Genomic DNA, 21,623 nt, shown 5'->3' with positions numbered 1-21,623 from the left:
CCATTAAACAGAAACATATTATAATTTTATTGCATAGTTACTTTATACTTTCTTTTAGCTCTTTTATTTTATCTTTATATGAAATTGGAGGCTTGTCATTAAATAAAGCTGAAGTACCAACAACATATATATCTACTTTTTTACCATTCATAAGTTTAATAGTATCCTTATTTATGTTTCCATCAACCTCTATAAATGGAGGATTATCATAACCTTCTAGTATCTCTGTAAGTTTATCCAACTTATCTAATACAGAAAGATTAAACTTTTGACCTGCAAACCCTGGATTTACTGTCATTACTAAGATACCCTCAACCAAACCTATATATTCTTCTATTTTATCAACACTTGTTTGAGGACTTATTGCCAAAACTGGCCCTATACCATAATTTCTTAACTTTTGTATATCAGCTTTTACATCTGTACTCGATTCTACATGAAAAGAAATATATTTTGGCTTTATATAAGACATCATATCAATATATTTATCTGGAGTTTCTGTGGCTAAATGAATGTCTAAGGGTATTGTTGTATTTTCACTTATTGACTTTAATAGTTCTGGTCCCATAGCCAAGTTTTTAACAAATATCCCATCCATAACATCACAATGAAGTAATTTTACACCTGCTTCTTCAAGAGCTTCTAATTCCTTTTTTAACTTCATTTGGTCTGCACACATTATTGAAGCACAAATAATAGACATAACGCTCCCCCTTGTTATAAATTTTATATATTTATAAATTTTCTTTTTCTATATCATCAATCATTTGTAATCTTCTTGCATGTCTTTCTCCATTATAACTTGAATTTAACCATTCTTCAACAATTCTCATTGCCAAACCTTTCCCAATAACTCTTTCACCTAAACAAAGTACATTTGTATTATTATGTTCTCTAGTAGCTTGAGCTGAAAAACAGTCAGAAACAACAGCTGCTCTAATTCCTTTAAACTTATTTGCTGCAATAGACATACCTATTCCTGTTCCACAACAAAGTATGCCTAAATCCGATTTTTTACTTTGAACATTTTGGCTTACCTTTTTTGCATATATTGGGAAATCCACACTTTCTTTTGAATTTGTACCCACATCTTCAACTTCTATACCTTTATTTATTAAATTTTCCTTTATATATTCCTTTAATTCATAACCACCATGGTCACATCCAATAGATATTTTCATTGAATAACACCTCTTTTTATAATTTTTTTGATTGTATTTATATTATTTCATAGTTACCATAAAAATAAAGTATTGTAAAAATAAAGCTGTCCCATTGTAGAAATTTCTTTCTATTTTTAAGACAGCTTTAATTGACTTATGTCAAATCAATTTGTTATTTAGACATATTTATATCTATAATAACTCTTTTATATTTTTTACTATATCTTCTGTAGTTAATCCATAGTGTTTTAATAAATCAGCTGGTGTACCTGATTGACCAAATACGTCTTTAACACCAATTCTTCTAACTACTACATCTTTAGTTTCTGCTAAAGCTTCACATACAGCTGAACCTAAACCACCTATTATACTGTGCTCCTCTGCTGTAACTACTTTTCCAGTTTTCTTAGCAGTTTCTTTTATTAATGCTTCATCTAATGGTTTTATTGTAGATATATTAACAACTTCTACATTTACACCTTCCTTAGCAAGTTCTTCTGCTGCTTCTAAGGCTTTTGCTACCATTATTCCTGTAGCTATTACTGTTATATCAGAACCTTCTCTTAAAACAGTTCCTTTTCCTATTTCAAATTTATAGTTTTCACTGTTTACATCAGGAGTTGCAGCTCTACCTAATCTTATATAAACAGGTCCATTATAATCAATAGATGCAAGTATAGATTGTCTTGCTTCTAAAGCATCTGCTGGATTTAATACAACCATATTTGGTATACCTCTCATTAGAGATATATCTTCTATAGCTTGATGGCTACCACCATCTTCACCTACTGTTACACCTGCATGAGTAGCTGCTATTTTAACATTTAAATTTGGATATGCTACAGAGTTTCTTATTTGCTCATATCCTCTTCCTGCTGCAAAGATTGCAAAAGTACTTGCAAAAGGTATTTTCCCACAAGTAGCAAGACCTGCTGCTGTACCAATCATGTCACCTTCTGCTATCCCCATATCAAAAAATCTATCTGGGGCAACTTCTTTAAATGCTATACTTTTTGTAGCTTTTCCTAAATCTGCATCTAATACTACTATATCTTTATTTTCTGCAAGTTCTTTTAACACTTGTCCGTAAGCTTCTCTAGTTGCTATTCCCATTCCTATAGACCTCCTTCTAAATCTTTCAATGCTTGCTCTGCTTGTTCTGCATTTGGAGCTGTTCCATGCCATGCAGCATTATTTTCCATAAATGAAACACCTTTACCTTTTACTGTTTTAGCTATTATTACAGTTGGTTTTCCTGTAACTTTTTTAGCCTCATCAATTGCATTTCCTATTTCTTCAAAAGAATGTCCATTTATTACCATTACATTCCATCCAAAAGATTTGAATTTGTCGTCTACTGGATTTACATTCATTACTTCTTCATTAGAACCATCTATTTGTAATCCATTTAAGTCAACAAATGCAATTAAATTATCTAATTTGTAATGTGATGCTGTCATTGCAGCTTCCCATATTTGACCTTCTTGGATTTCTCCATCACCTAATATAGTATACACTGTATAATCCTTGTTATCTAATTTTCCTGCAAGTGCCATACCATTTGCTGCAGATAGCCCTTGACCAAGAGAACCAGTAGACATATCGATTCCTGCTACTTTTTTCATGTCTGGATGACCTTGTAACTTAGAACCAAATTTTCTTAGTGTTATTAATTCTTCTTCTGGGAAAAATCCTTTTTCTGCTAATGTAGCATATAGAGCTGGTGCTGCATGACCTTTTGATAGAACAAATCTATCTCTATCAGCCATTTTTGGATTTTCTACACATACGTTCATCTTCTCAAAATATAGTACTGTCAACATATCAGCTATTGATAATGAACCACCTGGATGTCCGCTTTTAGCTTCTGCAACCATTTTTATTATGTTTTTTCTAATGTTATTAGAATGATCTCTAAGAGTGCTCATACTTTCTTCCTCCTGTTATTTTTTAAGATCTTACATTTTTTTATCCTACAGTAGATTTTACAATTTTTTTTAAGATAATACAAATGTTTTTTAAGATTTTACTGCTACTTTTATTTCTTCGCCGTTCATTAAAGCTGTAATACCTTCTTTGAATTTGTCTAAACTAACAGTTCTAGTAACTAAAACTTCTGTATTTACTTTTCCACTTGCCATTAAATCTAATGCTGTAATCCAAGAACTCGGCTTTTGAGACCTACTTCCTATATATTGTAACTCTCTTTGGATTACTGCTTCTTGGTCCATTTCATTTAATTTTCTAGCAAATATTCCAACTTGTACGAAAGTCCCTTTTTTTCTAATTAGTCTTAAAGCTTCATTAACTGCTGGAATAAATCCAGAACAATCAAATCCTTTATTTACTCCATTTCCATCAGTCATTTCATTCACTACATCTGCCAAACTTTCTTCCATTACATTTACGGTTCTATCTACTCCAAGATTTTTAGCTATTTCTAATCTCTCTTTATCTTTTGTAACACCAGACATTATAACTGTAGCACCTTGAGATTTAACAACTTGAGCTAATAATAAACCAATTGGTCCTGGTCCTATTATTAAAACTGTATCAGAACTTTCTATAGTAGTCTTTTCAAGAGCTGCATGAACACAACAAGCTAGTGGCTCTGTAAGGGCTGCTGATAATAAAGATACATTTTCAGGAAGTACATGTATGCTCTCTTCTCTTGATAGTACATACTCAGCAAAACTTCCATTTATTTGAGTACCAATCCCTTTTCTAGTTGGGCATAAGTTATAATCTTTAGTTTCACAGTATATACATTTCTCACAAGTTTCAAAAGTAGTTTCTGATGTAACTCTATCTCCTACTTTTATATTTTTAACATCTTCTCCTACTTCTAAAACAATTCCAGAAAATTCATGACCTAATGTTACTGGAACTTTTATATTTGCATATTCACCTTTAAATGAATGTATATCTGAACCACATATACCACTATATTCTACTTTTATTTTAACCTTGTCTCCTGTAGCTTTTGGCTCTTCTACCTCTAAGACTTCTACATTATCATAGCCCGGTTTAGTTTTAACTACTGCCTTCATTATTCTTCAACCCCTTGTGGTAAAATTAATATTTTATTGAATTCTTCTTTTCTATCTCTTATCATTTCAAATGCTTTATAAGTATCTTCAAGCGAGAATCTATGAGACACCATTTCTTTTAATTTTATCTTACCTTCATTAACTAGATTGATTCCCTTAGTCCATTCTTGTCCTGGGAATGGTGCAGAATAAGAATTCCAGAAACCTTTTAATTCTAGTTCTTTTCTAAATATATTTTCAAATGCTTCTTCTGATAAAGTTATATCTGAATATGCTATTCCTAAAAATCCTATCTTACTTTTCTTTTTAGTTATAAGTAAACATTGTTCTTGAGTTATTTTTGAGCCTGCACATTCAAGAGCTATATCAACACCTTTTCCATCAGTAAGTTCTTTTATTTTTTCTACTGGGTTAACATCTTTAGCATTAATTATTATATCAGCCCCTAATTCCTTTGATTCTCTTAATTTATTATCAGATATATCAACTGCTATAATTGTTCCTGCTCCTGCTATTTTAAGTCCTTGTATTACTAACTGTCCCATTGTTCCACTACCCATTACGGCTACAGTGTCTCCAACTTGAACACCTATATTAAGTACTCCATGCATAGCAACTGCTAGTGGCTCTATCATAGCAGCATCTTCAAAATCCATATCTCCTATTGGAAGTACATTTGTAGCTTTTATATTTGCATACTCTGCAAAAGCTCCAAAACTCTTAGCTCCTAACATTCCATGCTCATCACATAATGAAAATAATCCTCTTTTACAATATTCACACTCATTACAAGGTATAAAAGGAATTGCAACTACTCTATCTCCAACCTTTACATTTTTTACATCCTTACCGACTTCAGCAATTACTCCAGAAAATTCATGTCCTGGTATAGCTGGAACTGGATATTTCCAATGTTTTAATACTCTTGGAGGATCTGACCCACATATTCCTGCTGCCATAACTTTTATTTTTACTTCATCACTTTCACATGGTTTTATTTCTATATCTTCAAATCTCATATCATTTGTGCCATGTAATACTGCTGCTTTCACGATAAATCTCCTCCTCTTGTATTTTGTATTTTTTAAAAATTTATAAAAAATATTACTCTTTTCTAGTAGCTGCTAAATGTTAAATTTTCGCATACTTTACTAAAAAAGAGTACTCTCTATTGACTACATGTTAGAATATTCCAAGTGAAGAAACTAATTGAGATAATTTCAATATTCCCCATTTTAGCAAGTTTCCACCTGTATCTATACTTGTAACCATTGTTGTTCCTTTTGGCATCATATTTGCTTGTTGTAATAATTGTGTATGAACATCTGCAAAGTTTGTAGCCATATAAAGTGATATAGCTATTACTATTGTTCCTGTTATAACTGATTGAACTATATTACCTTTTCTAAAGCACACTATAAATGCCATATAGAATGGTATTGTTGCTAGGTCTCCAAATGGTAAAACTTTGTTTCCTGGTAGTATAACTGCTAAGAATAAAGTTATAGGAACAAGTATAAGAGCTGTTGATATAACTGCTGGATGTCCAGTTGCTACAGCTGCATCTAGACCTATATACAGTTCTCTGTCTCCATATTTTTCTTGTAAGAAATCTCTTATTGATTCTGAAACTGGAATTAAACCTTCCATTAATATTCTAACCATTCTAGGCATAAGTAACATTACTGCACCCATTGATATACCTACATTGAATATTCCTGCTACATCATATCCAGCAAGTGCTCCAAGTATTATACCTAGTATAATACCCATCATCATTGGTTCTCCAAATATACCAAATCTTTTTTGTATAGAGTCTGGGTCTGCTTGTATTTTATTTATTCCTGGTATCTTTTCAACAAATTTACCTACTAAATATCCAAGTGGCGCAAATGAAGCTGTTGAACCAGTTGGTAATGCTATACCTTCCAAATCATAAAACTCCTGAACATTTTTTGCTGTCTTTTCTGCAATAAATAGTACTAATAATTCCATTAATATAGCACAGAATATAGCCCAAACATAACTTCCTGTTACTATATATCCAACTGCACCTGCTACTATAAAGTGCCAATAATTCCATATATCAACGTTTAATATCTTTGTTTTATTGAAGTATAATAATAGTAAGTTTACTAATAAACAAACCGGTATTAATATTGGTGCAACTGGTGAAGCCCATGTTGCTGATGCTGTTGTTGGCCAACCAACATCTATTACTGTTAAGTTAAGTCCAAATCTTTCAACCATTCCTTGAGCTGCTGGCCCTAGTGTTGATGTTAATAGGTTTACAACTAAGTTTATACCCACAAACCCTATACCAATTGTAAGACCTGACTTTAAAGCTTTTGTAAACTTAATTCTAAATATCATTCCTAGTACTACAATTGTTATTGGTAGTATTACTGTCGGTCCCATATCTAAAATGTATTGTACTACTGCTAATAATTTATCCATTTATAAATCCTCCTTTTTCTGTTTTATAAAATATTATTTCAATGTATCTATGATAGGATTATTTTAAAGCATCTAATATTTTTTTATCTAAGGCTGATGTATTTACTCCAGTTATATATGCTGTTGCTTTTATTGCTGGTATATCATAAGTTGTTGGTAATATAGTTGTTGATACTATTAAATCTGCTCCTTCTTGCTTTGTGGCACATTCAGCTATTTTACATTGTATAACTTCTGCTTGTATATTATTTTCCTTGACTAATCTCTCTACCTTGTCACAAACCACTGTTGATGTTGCTATTCCCGCTCCACATGCTACTAATATTTTTTTCATTTTTATTTCCTCCCAATAATTTTATTTTCTATTTTTTATTTTTAGTACTTTTTTATTTTTATAAAGACTTTATTGTCTTTAAAACTTCATCTTTATCAGTAGAACTCATTAACTTATCAACTAATTCTTTATTTTGCATAATTTCCATCAATTCTGTTAATACAGATAATTGACTATGTGGTTGATTAAGCCCTAATACGAAAGCTAAATTTGCAGATACTTTTTCATCTTGGTTTTCCATAGAACTAAATACTACTGGTTCATTAAAAGTACAGACTGCTATAAATTGTTCTTTAATATATTCTGCATCTGTATGTGGTATAGCTACTCCATAATCGCCTAGATTTAAACCTGTTGGAAATAAATTTTCTCTTCCTAATATCTTTTCTCCAAATTCTTCTTTTACAAAGCCTAACTCAAAAACTTTATCATGTATTTCTTTAAAGAAATCTTCTTTTGTTTTACAGTCCATTTTAAGGTTTATAACTTTATCACTTACAAAATTTATAAACTCCATATTTACACCTCCTAATTGCCTTTGTCTTACACCTTGTTTTTTCTTGCCTTTATATAAAGCATGTTGTATGCCAAAAAGTGGCTTTTTTTGTGATACAAAAGAAAATGTTTTCCCAAAAATAATGCTCTCTTCTAGGATTTTAGCTTACTTCCATTGATAAATTTTTTTTGATTTTTATTTTAATTTTTACTTGTTAATCACTTAACTAACCATACTTTTTTATATTTTTTGTGGTTTTTTTTGTTAGAGAAATTATTTTTTTGTTTTTTATAAATGGTTTTTTATGTTTAACAGTTATTTTATAAAGTTAGTCAATCTAAACACAATTTACTTTTACGTACTTTCTCTATTGATTTTATTTTTATATGAAAAAAATTTCATATAATTATTCAATAAAATTTATTTTTAACACAAAATAAATTTATGTAAAACAAATTCAACTTATATAAAAACATCTATTAGTTTTATATATACATAAATAAAGACCAACACCATAAAATCAATAAACTTGATTATACAGTATTAGCCTTATATTAAACCATTAGTACCTCAAAGGTAGAGTATTTTTAAATTCATAATAAAATAAACTTCTGTGTCTAACTTTTCTGTATTAGTTAACTTAAAATTTCTTTTATTTCATTTTTATCTTCAGTATTCAATAAAATTTCTAGAGTTCGCTGGTCATTAATCTTTGAAAATAAACTTCGTATTTCTTTCTTATTATTTTCTTTAAGTGCTAATAATACCACCAAATCCACCATAAATTTATTATCCCATACTATAGGTTTATTCAATCTTGCGATTGCTATCGCAGGCTTTATAACGTTTTCCGGAAGTCCATGTGGTACAGCTACCTTAGAAGCCATCACGACACTTCCCATTGCTTCTCTTTTATATACACTCAATATATATTTTGAATCCACATATCCTCCTTCCTCAAGTTTTGAAACAAGAGTATCAATTATATATTCCTTTGAAATTCCTTCAAAATTATATAAAATCAAATCTTCATGTATTAAATTATCTAACTGATTGTCACCATTTAAAACTTGCTGTTTATTGTTCAAATGCTCTAATACCTTATTAATACCATTTTTTCCAAGTACCTCATTATAAGAAATAAAAGGTACATTTTTATAATCTATATCAATAGTTCCACAGACAGCAATAATATTATATTCAGCCTCAATTTCATTTAACTCTTCTTCTAAATTATTATTTAAAAAAGCAATTGGCTTTACTTCAATTGAAGTATCATATTCCTTAATTTGTTTTTCTATATGCTCTTTTAAATTTAAAGCTGTACCTACACCACTCAAACACAAAGTAATGATTACATTTTTCTTTCCGTACTCATTTTTTCTATAACTAAATTTATTTGTATTTATCATAGCATAATTCTTATTTTTCTTTAAATCTGCTATTATACCATCTAAACTTTTTCCTTCAATAGTAGCAAGTTTTCCTGCTTCCATTGCCAATAGCGTATCTACTCTATTTACAGTTTTGCATCTAATACCAAGTCTTTTTTCAACTTCATCACCAAGAATTACTAAAGAACCCATATCAACTAGAACTAAGATACCTTTTCTAGCTTCTATCTTTTGAAGTTCCTCTAATACATATTCTATACCTTCTGATGGTGTATCTGTAAGTGCTATTTCTATACCTAGTGTACATTCTATACCTAGAATATGATTTACAACTTTAGACATTTCAATGCCAACTTTACCATGTGTAACTATTACTACTTTAACTTTATCTTTTATACTTTCCTCATTATAACAAAATTTATTTATATAATAGGCCAAATATCCAAGTTCATCCTCTGGAAAGGTTACTTGTGTTAAATCTTCCACTATACCCATTATATATCTTGATAGCTCATATTCCATTGGCATTGATGCTTTTATTTTATCTAAACTCGGATTTATTATAGTTTTTTCATCTTTTATCCTACCTATAGCATGTTCAATGTGAATTGCTAGAGCCAAATACAAGCCTTGATTTACATACTTAAACTGCTCCTTAATAAATACAATTACCTTATCCATTATCTCTAGTGTAGACTCTTTTAATTGTCCTCCCCAATCTATTCGACTTCTTCTATCAGATAAGTTTTTATTGTTTTTAATAGCATTAAACTTCTTATCTAACTTTTCTATAAATGCATTTTTTAATTCTTCTTCTGAAAAGCACTTACTTTCCAGAACCTTAAGCTCTTTTTCTGCATAATTATATATCTCACTTATCTCATTATCAGATAAAATTCTATTTTTTCCACTCACCAATTCACTAATATCTATATATATATCTTCAACTGAAAACTCAGAATACTTTTCATTTTCACAATTACAATCATAATATCCGCTTTTGATATAATCTCTTAAACTATCTAAATCTATAATTACCTTATCACTAGAAAATATCGATTTACTAAAAGCCCTAGCACAAGTTACTTGTATATCACTCTTTAATTGACCTATATTTCCAGTACACTTATAATTCATAAGTGCACACATGACTTCTTTAGTTATTATAAAATTCTTGTTTACTCGTTTTGCTTCTCTTTCAAAAAACTTTATTATTATTTCATATCTTTCAGACTTTGGTCTTTCACTCATATTAGGTAAATTTATTACCATTGGTATACGTCTTCTAAACGTTTGAAGTAAATTAGAATCTGGATTTTCTGTTGTAGCACTTATTATGAGAACATTTGCCTTTCTATTAGAACTGCTTTCTCCTAGCCTTCTAAATTCGCCTCTATCTATTAGTGAAAATAAGATTTCTTGCCCAGCAGCAGGTAGTCTATGAATTTCATCTAAAAATAAAATCCCATTATTAGCCTGTTCTACAAGACCCTCTCTATTTGCATCAGCTCCTGTATATGCACCTTTTACTACTCCAAATAGTTGAGCTATTAATAGATTAGGGTTTTCTGCATAATCTGCACAATTAAATACTATAAATGGACTATTTTCTTCCTTGATATTGTTTTTTACAGCATATTTATACATACATGTAGCTAATTCACTTTTACCTACACCTGTCTCTCCATATATTATAGTATGAAGGCCATTAGGAGGATACATTATTGCCGATTTAGCTAGATTTACCTTTTCTTTTAAACTTCCTTTTATACCTATTAATTCTTCAAATCCATCTTCTTCTACAACTTTACTTACCTTCACATACTTTCCTGATGATGCTGTTCCTTTATCTTTAATCCCACTCTTTGATTGACTTAAATTTTCTTCTTTTAGTAATTTTGACACTGCACTTCTTGATATATTATATCCATTTTCTATTAATATTTCAGTTATTTTTCTTTCAGACATTTGAGGATTTTCAGTTACAATTTTTGATATATCTTTTATTAATATTTTTTTTCTTCTTTCTCTCGAATCTAAAATATTATTTTTTTTCCTAACTGTTATCACTTCAGACCTAGCTACATTTAACATTTCAGCAAGTTCTTGGTCAGTATATGGATTTTTTTTATCTTCTCTTTGTATCTCTCTTAATATTTTATCCATTTTTCGCCTCCTCACTTAAAAAATTAATCTATTTCAATAATATGTTTCAATATATTATACACCAAAATAAGACTAGGCAAAATAGCCTAGCCTTATTACTTAGAATTTCCATAATAGCCTCTTTAATATACTTATAATCACAGTTTATAATTATAATTTTAAAGAAGCACCTTCCCAATCCTTCATAAAGCTATCTATTCCTTTGTCTGTCAAAGGGTGCTTAATCATTTGGTTTATAACTTTAAGAGGAACTGTTGCTATATCTGCTCCCATTCTAGCAGCTTGTAAAACATGTATTGGATTTCTAACACTAGCAACTATTATTTGAGCCTCAATACTATTTACACTAAATATATCAACGATTTCTTCAATTAAATCAAGACCATTTTGTGATATATCATCTAATCTTCCAACAAAAGGACTTACATAGGTAGCCCCAGCTCTAGCAGCTAAAAGAGCTTGTCCAGCAGAGAATATAAGCGTAACATTAGTCTTTATACCTTTACTTGACAGCACTTTCACTGCCTTTAGACCTTCTGCTGTCATAGGTATCTTTATAACTATATTTTTATGTATCTTAGATAGTTTTTCTGCTTCCTCTATCATCCCTTTATGCTCTAAACTTATTACTTCTGCACTTATTGGTCCATCTACTATTTCACTTATTTCTTTAACTACCTCTATAAAATCTCTACCTTCTTTAGCTATTAGAGATGGATTGGTAGTCACTCCACAAATTACACCTAAATCATTTGCTTCTTTTATTTCTTCAATATTGGCTGTGTCTATAAAAAATCTCATAAAAAAATCCTCCATAATTACATAATTAAAATATGTGCTAAGCACAAGTATATAATATCATAAACTACCTAAATTTTACAGTTCCATTATCTATAGACTCAACTACTGCCAAAGACTCTAGTCTTACATCATTAGCCTTTAAAAGTGCTCCTCCAGCTTGAAAACCTTTTTCAATGACAATTCCTACTCCAACTAAGTTTGCATCTGCTTGCTCAATTAAATCTTTAAGTCCAAGAGCAGCTCTTCCATTTGCCAAGAAATCGTCCACTATCAATATATTTTCACCTTTGTTTATATACTTTTTAGAAACTTTAACCAAATACTCTCTTGCCTTAGTAAATGAATATACATTAGTTTCATATACATCTTTATCCAAATTTTTAGATTCCGATTTTTTTGCAAATACTACAGGTGCATTATCAAAATACTGTGAAACGATTGATGCTATAGCTATTCCTGAAGCTTCTATTGTAAATATCTTATCCACCTTTTCTCCTTTAAATCTCTCTTTAAACTCTCTTCCTATTTCATTTAAAAAAGCCACATCAATTTGATGATTTAAAAAGCTATCAACTCTTAGTATATCATTTCCTGAAACACTACCTTCTCTCAATATCTTTTCTTGTAAAGCCTTCATTGAACTCCCACCTAACCTTTTCTAAAATTATATTAATAAAAAAATTATATTTACTCTAATTTTGCTATCTATTCTTGTAAGTATTTTATATTAAAATACTAAAAAAGCTCCTGTCTATATCATAGACAGGAGCTTAAAATTCAAAGTAATTAACTTAATATATAATTTAAAATAAGTATAAACTATATCTTCTTCACTCCTGTAGTCAAGCTATTAATGGTAGCTTGGTAGAAACATTTGAACCATATTATCAAAAATATACAGGTAAATATATTAATTTATTCTTTTTAATTATATATTATAATTCTCTATTATTCAACAAATAATTCAAACTGTGTAGAGTAATATATTATAGATACTTCATCAGAATTAAATTTTTTCAAGTAAATTTATAAATTTTCCATAAATATATAACTTTTTTCTATATTATTTAAAAGTTCTTCATCATTGTTTATATTAGCTATTTTAGCAACAGCTTTTTTTACTCCATTAGACTTTATCAACTCTTGTAATTCTACACTTTGGGCATCCTCGCTATTGTTATAATGAAGTGCTGCACCTATTCCAAGAATCAAATTGTCAACTGATAAGCCATATGATTTTGCTGTCATTAAAGGTTTAATCAATCTATCTTTATCACTTAATTTTCTTAATGGCTCTCTTCCAACTCTTACTACATCATCATTAAGATACGGATTTTTAAATCTATTTAAAATCTTATCAATATATTTATAGTGTGATTCTGAGTCAAAATTGTATTTTTTGATTAACCCTTCTCCACTTTCTATCATTGCATTTTTAACTATATCACAGATGTATTCATCTTTTATACTTTCTTCTATAGTCTTATATCCTTTTAAATATCCTATATAAGCTGTTATAGCATGACCTGTATTCAGTGTAAACAATTTACGTTCTATATAAGCCATAAGATTATCAGCTAAATTCATTCCAACTATAGTTGGTATTTCTCCTTTAAATCCTTGCTTTTCAACATTCCATTCATAAAAATTTTCAACTGTTACATCAAGAGGATTTTCATTTTTACCAGGAGGAACTATTCTATCAACTGAACAGTTTGGAAAACCAACATACATCTCTAAATACTCGACTTCTTCCTCATTCAAATATTTAAGTACCTCTTCTTTTAAAGAAGAACTTGCATATATTGCATTTTCACAAGCTATTATATTTAGATTACTTGTTAATCCCTTTTCTTTTCTAGTCTTTATACCTTTTGCAATTGTAGAAGCTATTTTAGTCAAAACTAAAGGTCCAACTGCTGTAGTTATTATTTCAGCCTCTACAATCTCATCTATTATTTCTTCTTTTATAGATGAAACTGCACTTATATTATCAATTACTTCATCTATACATTCTACATCTCTTATGCGTATAGTATATTTTTTATCTTTGTTTATTGAGTTTAATATCTCTTCGTTTACATCAGCAAATACTACATGATAACCTGATTTAACTAATAAACCTCCAATAAATCCTCTTCCAATATTTCCTGCTCCAAACTGAATTGCCTTTTTCATTTTAAGTTCCTCCTAAGATTAGTTGGCAAAAGCTTCCATAAAAGCTTGTTTGTCATTTGAATTTTTTAGTCTTTCTGTTAAATCATCATCTAAAACTACTGCTATATTGGATAGTATTTCTAAATGTTCATCTCCAACACCAGCTATTCCTATTAATAAATATGCTTTTTCTCCATCAAAGTCTATACCATTAGGGAATTGTAATATAACTATTCCTGAAGATAATATTTCTTTTTTTGCTTCGTTTACACCATGTGGAATAGCAACTCCCATTCCCATATATGTAGTCATTACTTTTTCTCTTTCTAACATTGCTGGTATATAATCTTCTTTTACATATCCATTTTCAACTAATTTTCTTCCTGCTAAAGTTATAGCTTCTTCCTTTGAAACACTATCTAATCCTAAAAATATATTATTCTCATTCAATACTTTACTCATAATATCAACCTTCCTTTTTAATATTAATTTTATTTATCTATAAATACTTTTAATCTGTTTGTATAAAAATTAAAAACTATATCTTTTATTTCTAATCTCATCTCTTCTATAGAAAATTTATTTATTTTATTAGTAAAAATTATGTTATCTATTAGCGAACCACTTATTTCACTCATTATTTGTCTTTGATAACTTGGTGAATTTTTAGGAAGTAACATAAAAACTACATTGTCGATTTCTTCATTTGAATCTAGCATAATTCCATTCTCTAGTTTTATTATCGCTAACTTCATAATATCTATTCTTTCATTCATACAATGTAACAACAGAATTTTTGATTCTTCTATATATGGAATTGAAATTTTTAATCTTTCTTTTAAAGATTCTTCTATAGATATTATATCTTCACTAGATTTTACAAATATTTTTGATGAGTCTACAATAAGCTCACTTAAATCTTTACTTTCAAATTTTTCAAATCGAATTTCCTCTAAAAATTGAAGAATATCTTTTCCTATATTCATACTTTCTGTTATCTGTTCGTATACTTTATTCTTATTTTTAGTATCATTTTTTACATTTAAATTAATTAATTTATTTTGAGCTATAGACTTTATTTTTTCCTTGATTATCTGTTCGTCATCTAAACTCATAAATGGACCTACACATATATAATCTAAATTTGTATTTAATTCTACTGTAGACACAATTAAATCAACTTCTTTTTCCCTCAAATACTCTTCATCTATATTTATAGCTGAAATGGTTTCAAGTATATTTAAATTGGGAAATTTGTTTTCAATCTTAGTTGATAAGAATCTTGAAGTACCTATTCCAGTTGGACATGCTACAACAATATTTATATTAGTATACATCATCAGATTTTTTTCTATGGCTGATGCAAAGTGCATTGCAATATATCCTATTTCAGATTCAGGAATTGAATTTATATTTAGTTTCTCTTTTATAATTCTAGAAATTTTTTCAACGCCATTGTAGGCATATGAATACTTGCTTTTTATTTCTTCTAAAAGAGGATTTCTTATTTCTAACCCCATGTTCAATCTATTTATAGAAGGTCCTAAGTGATTTGCTAGGTCTTTAAACAGTCTCTTGTCATTTTTCAGGCTTATTTTAAATTCATCTTCAGCTAAATCTATCATCTTATTTGTAATATCCATTACCTCTATATCATCTAAGTTTAAAGCTTTATGATTTGAAGATAACCTCTGCTTTGCACCTCTTATGTGCATAGTTATATATCCAACTTCATCTAATGGTATATCCATACTAAAATCTATTTCCATACCTTTTACGATTTCTTGAGCTAATTTAAACTCTTCTGTCATAGATAATTCTTTTAGAAACTCTTTGTCCATAGTTATATTTTCACCATTTTTTATCCTCTGTAAGGCCAATGAAATATGAACTACAAGCCCTATATATGCACTATCAGCTAAATTTACATCTAAGTCTGAAAGCTTCTTTGTTAATGTACTTTCAACTTTTCTTATTATGCACCTATCCATCAAATTTAAAAGTCTATTTTCACTTAAAATTTCTATCGCTTTATCTGTCTGTATATTTTCACTTATATTTCTGACCATATCTAGTATTTCTTTTTCATTGAATGAATCATATATAAGATTTACATATGCCTCTCTAAAGCTTTTTTCTTGCCCTTTTAGATACACACCAAGTCCTGGTTTTCTAACAAGCTCAATATCAAATCTTTTCAACCATTTACTTGCTGAGGCAAAATCATTATTCAGCACCCCTTCAGATACCTTTAATATTTTTGTAAAATAATAAGATTTTACTGGCTCATTAGAAACTAGTAGCTTTGATAATATAATTAAATTTCTCTCTTCCTTGCTATATTCTTTTTCTATCTTCTCTTCTTCTAACAACTCAATTATAAAGTTTTGATTTTCTACATTTTCTTCTAAAATCAATCCCACACCTGGTTTTTTTACAAAGTTAAAATCATTTTCATCAAACCATTTTTCAATTCCAGACATATCTCTAAGTACAGTTCTTGAACTTAGCTCCAACTCCCCTGCAATCTCAGAAATAGTTATTGGGATATTTTTCTTTGAATTTTCTACTATCATTAGTATTATCTTTTTTTGTCTAGATGTAATCTTCTTTCTTTTCAAATTATCCACTCCTAATTAGTGGTACTTTTTATTTTTATTTAGATTCTAATCTTTTAAATAATGCATCTAAATTTGGGTCATTTAAAAAGTTGTTTATTGAAACTATCTCAACACTTGAATTATTCTTAGAAACTCTTTCAACTAGTGTACTATGAGTTACTACTATTTGTGTATCATCTGGAAGATTGTCAACAGATGAATTTGTAATTTCTATATTTAAATCTAAGTTTTTTATTCTATTTTTAAATCTAGAAGCTCCCATTGCACTAGAACCCATTCCTGCATCACATGCAAATACAATCTTCTTAATTTCATTTACTTCAAGCTGTTTTTCCTCAACAATTTTCTCAGAATTCTTACTTACAGATTTCATATCACTCATTTTTGCTTTAGCTTCTTCTAAAGAAGTACTGTCTTCTTCGCTTTGATTTGCTGAAGCTCTCTTAACAAATGGTGCTGCTACTAAGAATGATACAACTGTTGCCACTGCAACTCCTGCTAACACTGGAAGCAATCCTCCCTTTGGAGCTAGTGCCATAAGTGCAAATATACTTCCTGGTGATGGTGCTGCTACAAGACCAGCTCCTAATATTGAGAAAGTTAATATTCCTGCTGCTCCACCTGCTATTGTAGCTAATATTAAAACTGGATTCATTAAAATATATGGGAAGTAGATTTCATGGATACCACCAAAGAAATGTATTATTACAGCTCCTGGTGATGATTGTTTTACACTTCCTCTACTAAACATCCAATAAGCTAATAGAACTCCTAAACCTGGTCCAGGGTTACTTTCTAATAAGAACATTATAGATTTACCTGCTTCTTTTGCCTCGGCTATACCTATAGGTCCTAATATACCATGATTTATTGCATTGTTTAAGAATAATACTTTTCCAGGCTCTATAAATACTGAAACTAAAGGTAATAAACTTCTGCTAACTATAAATTGAACTCCAGATTCTATAAGAGCTGTACCTGCTACTATTGCTGGTCCAATTGCATAAAATCCTAATATTGCAAGAAGCATACCTATTATACCTATTGAAAAGTTATTTACTAACATTTCAAATCCTGTTGGTATTTTCCCATCTACAAATTTATCAAACTTCTTAATTACCCATCCTGCAAATGGTCCCATTATCATTGCTCCGATAAACATCGGTATATCTGCTCCAACAATTACTCCCATAGCTGCTGCTGCACCTATTACGCCACCTCTTTGTCCTGCTATTGCTTTACCACCAGTATAAGCTATCAATAGTGGTAAAAGGTATTTTATCATTGGGTCGCCTATAGTACTCAATTTTTCATTAGGCATCCATCCTGTTGGTATAAATAATGCTGTTATAAGACCCCACGCTATAAAAGCTCCTATATTTGGCATTACCATACCACTCAAAAATTTCCCGATTCGCTGTATAGATGTCTTTATTATTGATTGATTAGAACTACTCATAATTTTACCTCCATTTGAATTATATTCTATATTGATATGATTCCCTTTTGTTATACTTTTATTATAGAGTTTATACTTTATAGTAACAACTTTAAGAAACCGTTTCTATGTCACTTGAGATAATGACATTTATCATTTTAGTTTTTGTTTAATTTTATTTATGTAGTATTTTAGAGTATTTAGTTATGCAAATAATACTATTTTTATAAAATATTTAAATTTATAATATCTTTTTTTAATAGAATAGGATGTATTATTATTTTAGAACTAATCAAAACTAGAATACTTTATTACTTTAAAACTACTTAAATTTAATGGAAAAGGCAATAATAATTCAATTAAATAAATTTATTAAAGGTACTTTTGGATATACTAATATAGACTTAATTTATCTGTACTTTTTGGATTTATACACTCTATGGTAATATTATCAATATAAAATATACAAGTATAATATATGAATAACTAAAGATTAATTTCAAATTAGCTACTATCAAATACTAAACATTATTTAATATACAACTTTACCCTATAAGGCAATATATATTAAACAAATTCAATTAAAATAGTTTAAATTTTTCAAAAATCTCAATATTTGACAAAATACTTTAATAAAATTAAAGAATAAGTTATAATTAATACTATCAATTATAAAAAGTATAAAAATATAAGGAGTGATTAAAAAATGGCGTTTTATTTTGATACACCATCACATACTTTCAGTGAATACCTTCTTGTACCAGGTTTCTCTTCTACTGATTGTATACCTGCTAATGTAAGTTTAAAAACACCTGTTACTAAATTTAAAAAGGGCGAGGAAGCAGATATTTATATGAATATACCTTTGACTTCTGCTATTATGCAATCCGTTTCTGATGACAAGATGGCTATTGCACTTGCTAAAGAAGGTGGTATTTCATTTATATACGGTTCTCAAACTATTGAAGATGAAGCTGCTATGGTAGCACGTGTTAAATCCCACAAGGCTGGTTTTGTTGTAAGTGATTCAAATATTAAACCTGATAACACATTAAGAGACATACTTGAATTAAAAGAAAAAACTGGGCATTCTACAGTTGCTGTTACTGAAGATGGAACTTCAACTGGTAAATTATTAGGTATTGTCGCAAGTCGTGATTATCGTATAAGTCGTATGGATTTAGATACTAAGGTCAGTGAATTTATGACTCCTATGTCATCTATAGTTTATGCTAACAAAGATGTTACTTTAAAAGAAGCAAACAACATTATATGGGACCACAAACTTAATTCTCTTCCTGTACTTGATGATAATGGTAATCTTATGTATATGGTATTCCGTAAAGATTACTCTTCTCATAAAGAAAATCCACTTGAACTTTTAGATTCTTCTAAAAGATACGTAGTTGGAGCTGGTATTAATACTAGAGATTTTGCTGAACGTGTTCCTGCTTTAGTTGAAGCTGGTGCTGATGTTTTATGTATAGATTCTTCAGAAGGTTTTTCTGAATGGCAAAAAATAACTCTTGATTTCATTCGTGAAAAATATGGTGATACAGTTAAGGTTGGAGCTGGAAATGTAGTTGACCGTGAAGGATTCCTTTATCTAGCTGAAGCTGGTGCTGACTTTGTTAAAGTTGGTATCGGTGGTGGTTCTATATGTATAACTCGTGAACAAAAAGGTATAGGACGTGGACAAGCTACTTCTATAATTGAAGTTGCTCAAGCTAGAGATGAATACTTTGAAAAAACAGGTATTTACATTCCAATTTGTTCTGATGGTGGTATCGTCTATGACCATCATATAACTTTAGCTTTAGCTATGGGTGCAGATTTTATAATGCTTGGTAGATACTTCTCTCGTTTTGATGAGAGTCCAACTAACAAAGTTAATATAAATGGTAGTTACATGAAAGAGTATTGGGGAGAAGGTTCTGCTCGTGCTAGAAACTGGCAAAGATATGACCTTGGTGGAGATAAGAAACTTTCTTTTGAAGAAGGTGTTGACTCTTATGTACCTTATGCTGGTTCTTTAAAAGACAATGTAACTCTTTCTTTAAGTAAGGTTCGTTCTACTATGTGTAACTGTGGAGCACTTAGCATCCCTGAACTTCAAAAAAATGCTAAGCTTACACTTGTATCTTCTACTAGTATAGTTGAAGGTGGAGCTCATGATGTTATGTTAAAGGATAATAGAAATTTATAATATAAATAAAAGGGGCTGTCTCAAAATAGATAAGCCTCTTTTTCATTGTTGAAATGATAAAAATATATTTATTTCATACAAAAAGAGTGCCTCATGAACTAAAAAGTTTATTTTGAGACACCCCTTTTCTAATATACTCTTTTATTTAACTGTAAATTCAAGAAGCTTACTTTTAAGTTCATTTTCTATTTTTGATAACTCAACTTCCGCCTCTTGTCTCTTTATTCTACCATCATGCTGTATCTTAACTACCTCATCAATAGTAGATATTAAAGATTGATTAGTTTTCTTAATTGTATCTATATCTACAATTCCTCTTTCTGATTCTTTTGCTGTTTCTATTGTTCCCATCTTCAAAGTTTCTGCATTCTTTAATAAAAGCTCATTTGTCATATCGCTAACTTCACGCTGTGCTTTCATAGCTTGATTTAAGTGAGAAATTCCAAGGGCAAGTACTATTTGATTCTTCCATAATGGAATAGTATTTACTATAGTTGATTGAATCTTTTCTGCCATTAGATTATTACTATTTTGAACCAATCTTATCTGCGGGGCCATCTGAAGCGATACCATTCTAGTTAATTCTAAGTCATGAATCTTCTTTTCAAATCTATCACAAAGTGAAACCATATCATTTACAGATTGAGCATCTTCTGTTGAACCAGATAAGCGAGCTTTTTCTCTTAGTTTTGGCATCTCATATTCTTTCATATCTTTTAGTTTTTGTTTTCCTGCTATAATATACATAGTAAGTTCTTTTGAATAAGCTAAATTCAATTCATACATCTTATCAAGCATCGCTATATCTTTCAATATTTTAACCTGATGCTTTTGAAGTTCTTTGCTTACTTTATCTACATTTACTTCTGCACTATCATACTTAGTTTTTAGATTTGCAATTTTATTATTTGCCTTTTTGAAGATTCCTAAAAAACCACCTTGTTCTTTTTCATCTGCTGAAAATGCTTTTAAATCAGTAACCAGATTTGTAAGCATATCTCCAACTTCTCCTAAATCTCTTGTTTTGACACTCTTTAAAGCTGTTTCAGAAAAGCCTGCTACCTTTTTTTGAGCACCAGCTCCATATTGTAAAATCATATTTGTATTCGTAATATCTATTTTTTCTGCAAATTCCTTCACCATTTTACGTTCAGATTCAGATAGCTTTTCTTCTTCTGGGTCTTTTTCATCCTTTTTCATCAATATGTCAGAATTATTTATATCACTAATGCTTGATTCTTCTCCAAATGGGTCAAGCGTCAAAGTTGGCATAACTGGTATATCATCTAGATTATTCATTATATCTTTCTCTCCTCTTCCTTCATAAAGTACTGATTACC

18 protein-coding genes and 1 riboswitch are annotated in these 21,623 nt (G+C 29.6%); of the genes, 1 reads left to right on the top strand and 17 read right to left on the bottom strand.

The window, feature by feature from the left end; genetic code table 11:
• Positions 1-37: 37 nt before the first annotated feature.
• From IR152_RS00750 to IR152_RS00675, 16 genes are all read right to left on the bottom strand, one after another.
• Positions 38-703, bottom strand: coding sequence for a ribulose-phosphate 3-epimerase (locus IR152_RS00750; protein ID WP_227449931.1), 666 nt, complete (start codon positions 701-703; stop codon positions 38-40).
• A 31-nt stretch (positions 704-734) separates the two neighbouring features.
• On the bottom strand, positions 735-1,181 hold the full coding sequence (gene rpiB / locus IR152_RS00745; protein WP_054274327.1) for a ribose 5-phosphate isomerase B: 447 nt from the start codon (positions 1,179-1,181) through the stop codon (positions 735-737).
• Between the two features lie 174 nt (positions 1,182-1,355).
• Positions 1,356-2,276, bottom strand: a complete 921-nt coding sequence (locus IR152_RS00740; RefSeq protein ID WP_227449930.1) for a transketolase family protein — start codon at positions 2,274-2,276, stop codon at positions 1,356-1,358.
• A gap of 2 nt (positions 2,277-2,278) precedes the next feature.
• Positions 2,279-3,091, bottom strand: a complete 813-nt coding sequence (locus IR152_RS00735; protein WP_227449929.1) for a transketolase — start codon at positions 3,089-3,091, stop codon at positions 2,279-2,281.
• A 90-nt stretch (positions 3,092-3,181) separates the two neighbouring features.
• Positions 3,182-4,213 (bottom strand): zinc-binding dehydrogenase, encoded by a 1,032-nt coding sequence (locus IR152_RS00730; RefSeq protein ID WP_227449928.1) that lies wholly within the window; start codon positions 4,211-4,213, stop codon positions 3,182-3,184.
• Entirely contained in the window at positions 4,213-5,265 is a 1,053-nt protein-coding gene (locus tag IR152_RS00725) for a galactitol-1-phosphate 5-dehydrogenase (RefSeq protein ID WP_227449927.1), read from the bottom strand. The genes IR152_RS00730 and IR152_RS00725 overlap by 1 nt, the downstream gene beginning before the upstream one ends.
• A gap of 130 nt (positions 5,266-5,395) precedes the next feature.
• Complete coding sequence (locus IR152_RS00720) at positions 5,396-6,670, bottom strand: PTS galactitol transporter subunit IIC (RefSeq protein ID WP_227449926.1); 1,275 nt, start codon at positions 6,668-6,670, stop codon at positions 5,396-5,398.
• A 58-nt stretch (positions 6,671-6,728) separates the two neighbouring features.
• Entirely contained in the window at positions 6,729-7,004 is a 276-nt protein-coding gene (locus IR152_RS00715; protein WP_227449925.1) for a PTS sugar transporter subunit IIB, read from the bottom strand.
• A 58-nt stretch (positions 7,005-7,062) separates the two neighbouring features.
• Entirely contained in the window at positions 7,063-7,521 is a 459-nt protein-coding gene (locus IR152_RS00710; RefSeq protein ID WP_227449924.1) for a PTS sugar transporter subunit IIA, read from the bottom strand.
• A 614-nt stretch (positions 7,522-8,135) separates the two neighbouring features.
• Positions 8,136-11,060, bottom strand: a complete 2,925-nt coding sequence (locus tag IR152_RS00705) for a sigma 54-interacting transcriptional regulator (RefSeq protein WP_227449923.1) — start codon at positions 11,058-11,060, stop codon at positions 8,136-8,138.
• A gap of 150 nt (positions 11,061-11,210) precedes the next feature.
• On the bottom strand, positions 11,211-11,861 hold the full coding sequence (fsa, locus tag IR152_RS00700; RefSeq protein WP_003423115.1) for a fructose-6-phosphate aldolase: 651 nt from the start codon (positions 11,859-11,861) through the stop codon (positions 11,211-11,213).
• 64 nt (positions 11,862-11,925) lie between these two features.
• Positions 11,926-12,498: a xanthine phosphoribosyltransferase gene (locus tag IR152_RS00695; RefSeq protein WP_227449922.1), complete on the bottom strand. Its 573-nt coding sequence runs from the start codon at positions 12,496-12,498 to the stop codon at positions 11,926-11,928.
• Between the two features lie 182 nt (positions 12,499-12,680).
• Positions 12,681-12,782: riboswitch (purine riboswitch) on the bottom strand.
• A 105-nt stretch (positions 12,783-12,887) separates the two neighbouring features.
• A complete protein-coding gene (locus IR152_RS00690) occupies positions 12,888-14,039 on the bottom strand; it encodes a mannitol-1-phosphate 5-dehydrogenase (protein ID WP_227449921.1) in 1,152 nt (383 codons plus the stop codon).
• Positions 14,040-14,057: 18 nt separating this feature from the next.
• On the bottom strand, positions 14,058-14,480 hold the full coding sequence (locus tag IR152_RS00685; protein WP_227449920.1) for a PTS sugar transporter subunit IIA: 423 nt from the start codon (positions 14,478-14,480) through the stop codon (positions 14,058-14,060).
• A 29-nt stretch (positions 14,481-14,509) separates the two neighbouring features.
• Positions 14,510-16,648 carry a BglG family transcription antiterminator gene (locus IR152_RS00680; protein WP_227449919.1) on the bottom strand — a complete coding sequence of 713 codons (2,139 nt, stop codon included), beginning with the start codon at positions 16,646-16,648 and terminating at the stop codon, positions 14,510-14,512.
• 25 nt (positions 16,649-16,673) lie between these two features.
• The gene (locus tag IR152_RS00675) at positions 16,674-18,098 is read right to left on the bottom strand and encodes a PTS mannitol transporter subunit IICB (RefSeq protein ID WP_227449918.1); all 1,425 of its coding nucleotides are present in this window, start codon (positions 18,096-18,098) and stop codon (positions 16,674-16,676) included.
• Positions 18,099-18,783: 685 nt separating this feature from the next.
• On the opposite strand from IR152_RS00675, the gene IR152_RS00670 reads away from it, so the two are divergent.
• Positions 18,784-20,283, top strand: a complete 1,500-nt coding sequence (locus tag IR152_RS00670) for an IMP dehydrogenase (RefSeq protein ID WP_227449917.1) — start codon at positions 18,784-18,786, stop codon at positions 20,281-20,283.
• 141 nt (positions 20,284-20,424) lie between these two features.
• Here the strand turns inward: IR152_RS00670 and IR152_RS00665 are convergent, their stop codons facing one another.
• A complete protein-coding gene (locus tag IR152_RS00665; RefSeq protein ID WP_227449916.1) occupies positions 20,425-21,582 on the bottom strand; it encodes a toxic anion resistance protein in 1,158 nt (385 codons plus the stop codon).
• Positions 21,583-21,623 lie beyond the last annotated feature (41 nt).

It is taken from the genome of Clostridioides sp. ES-S-0108-01, from assembly GCF_020662285.1.
In the GTDB taxonomy this organism is placed as follows: Bacteria; Bacillota; Clostridia; order Peptostreptococcales; family Peptostreptococcaceae; genus Clostridioides.
This window is presented reverse-complemented; position numbering and strand designations above follow the sequence as displayed.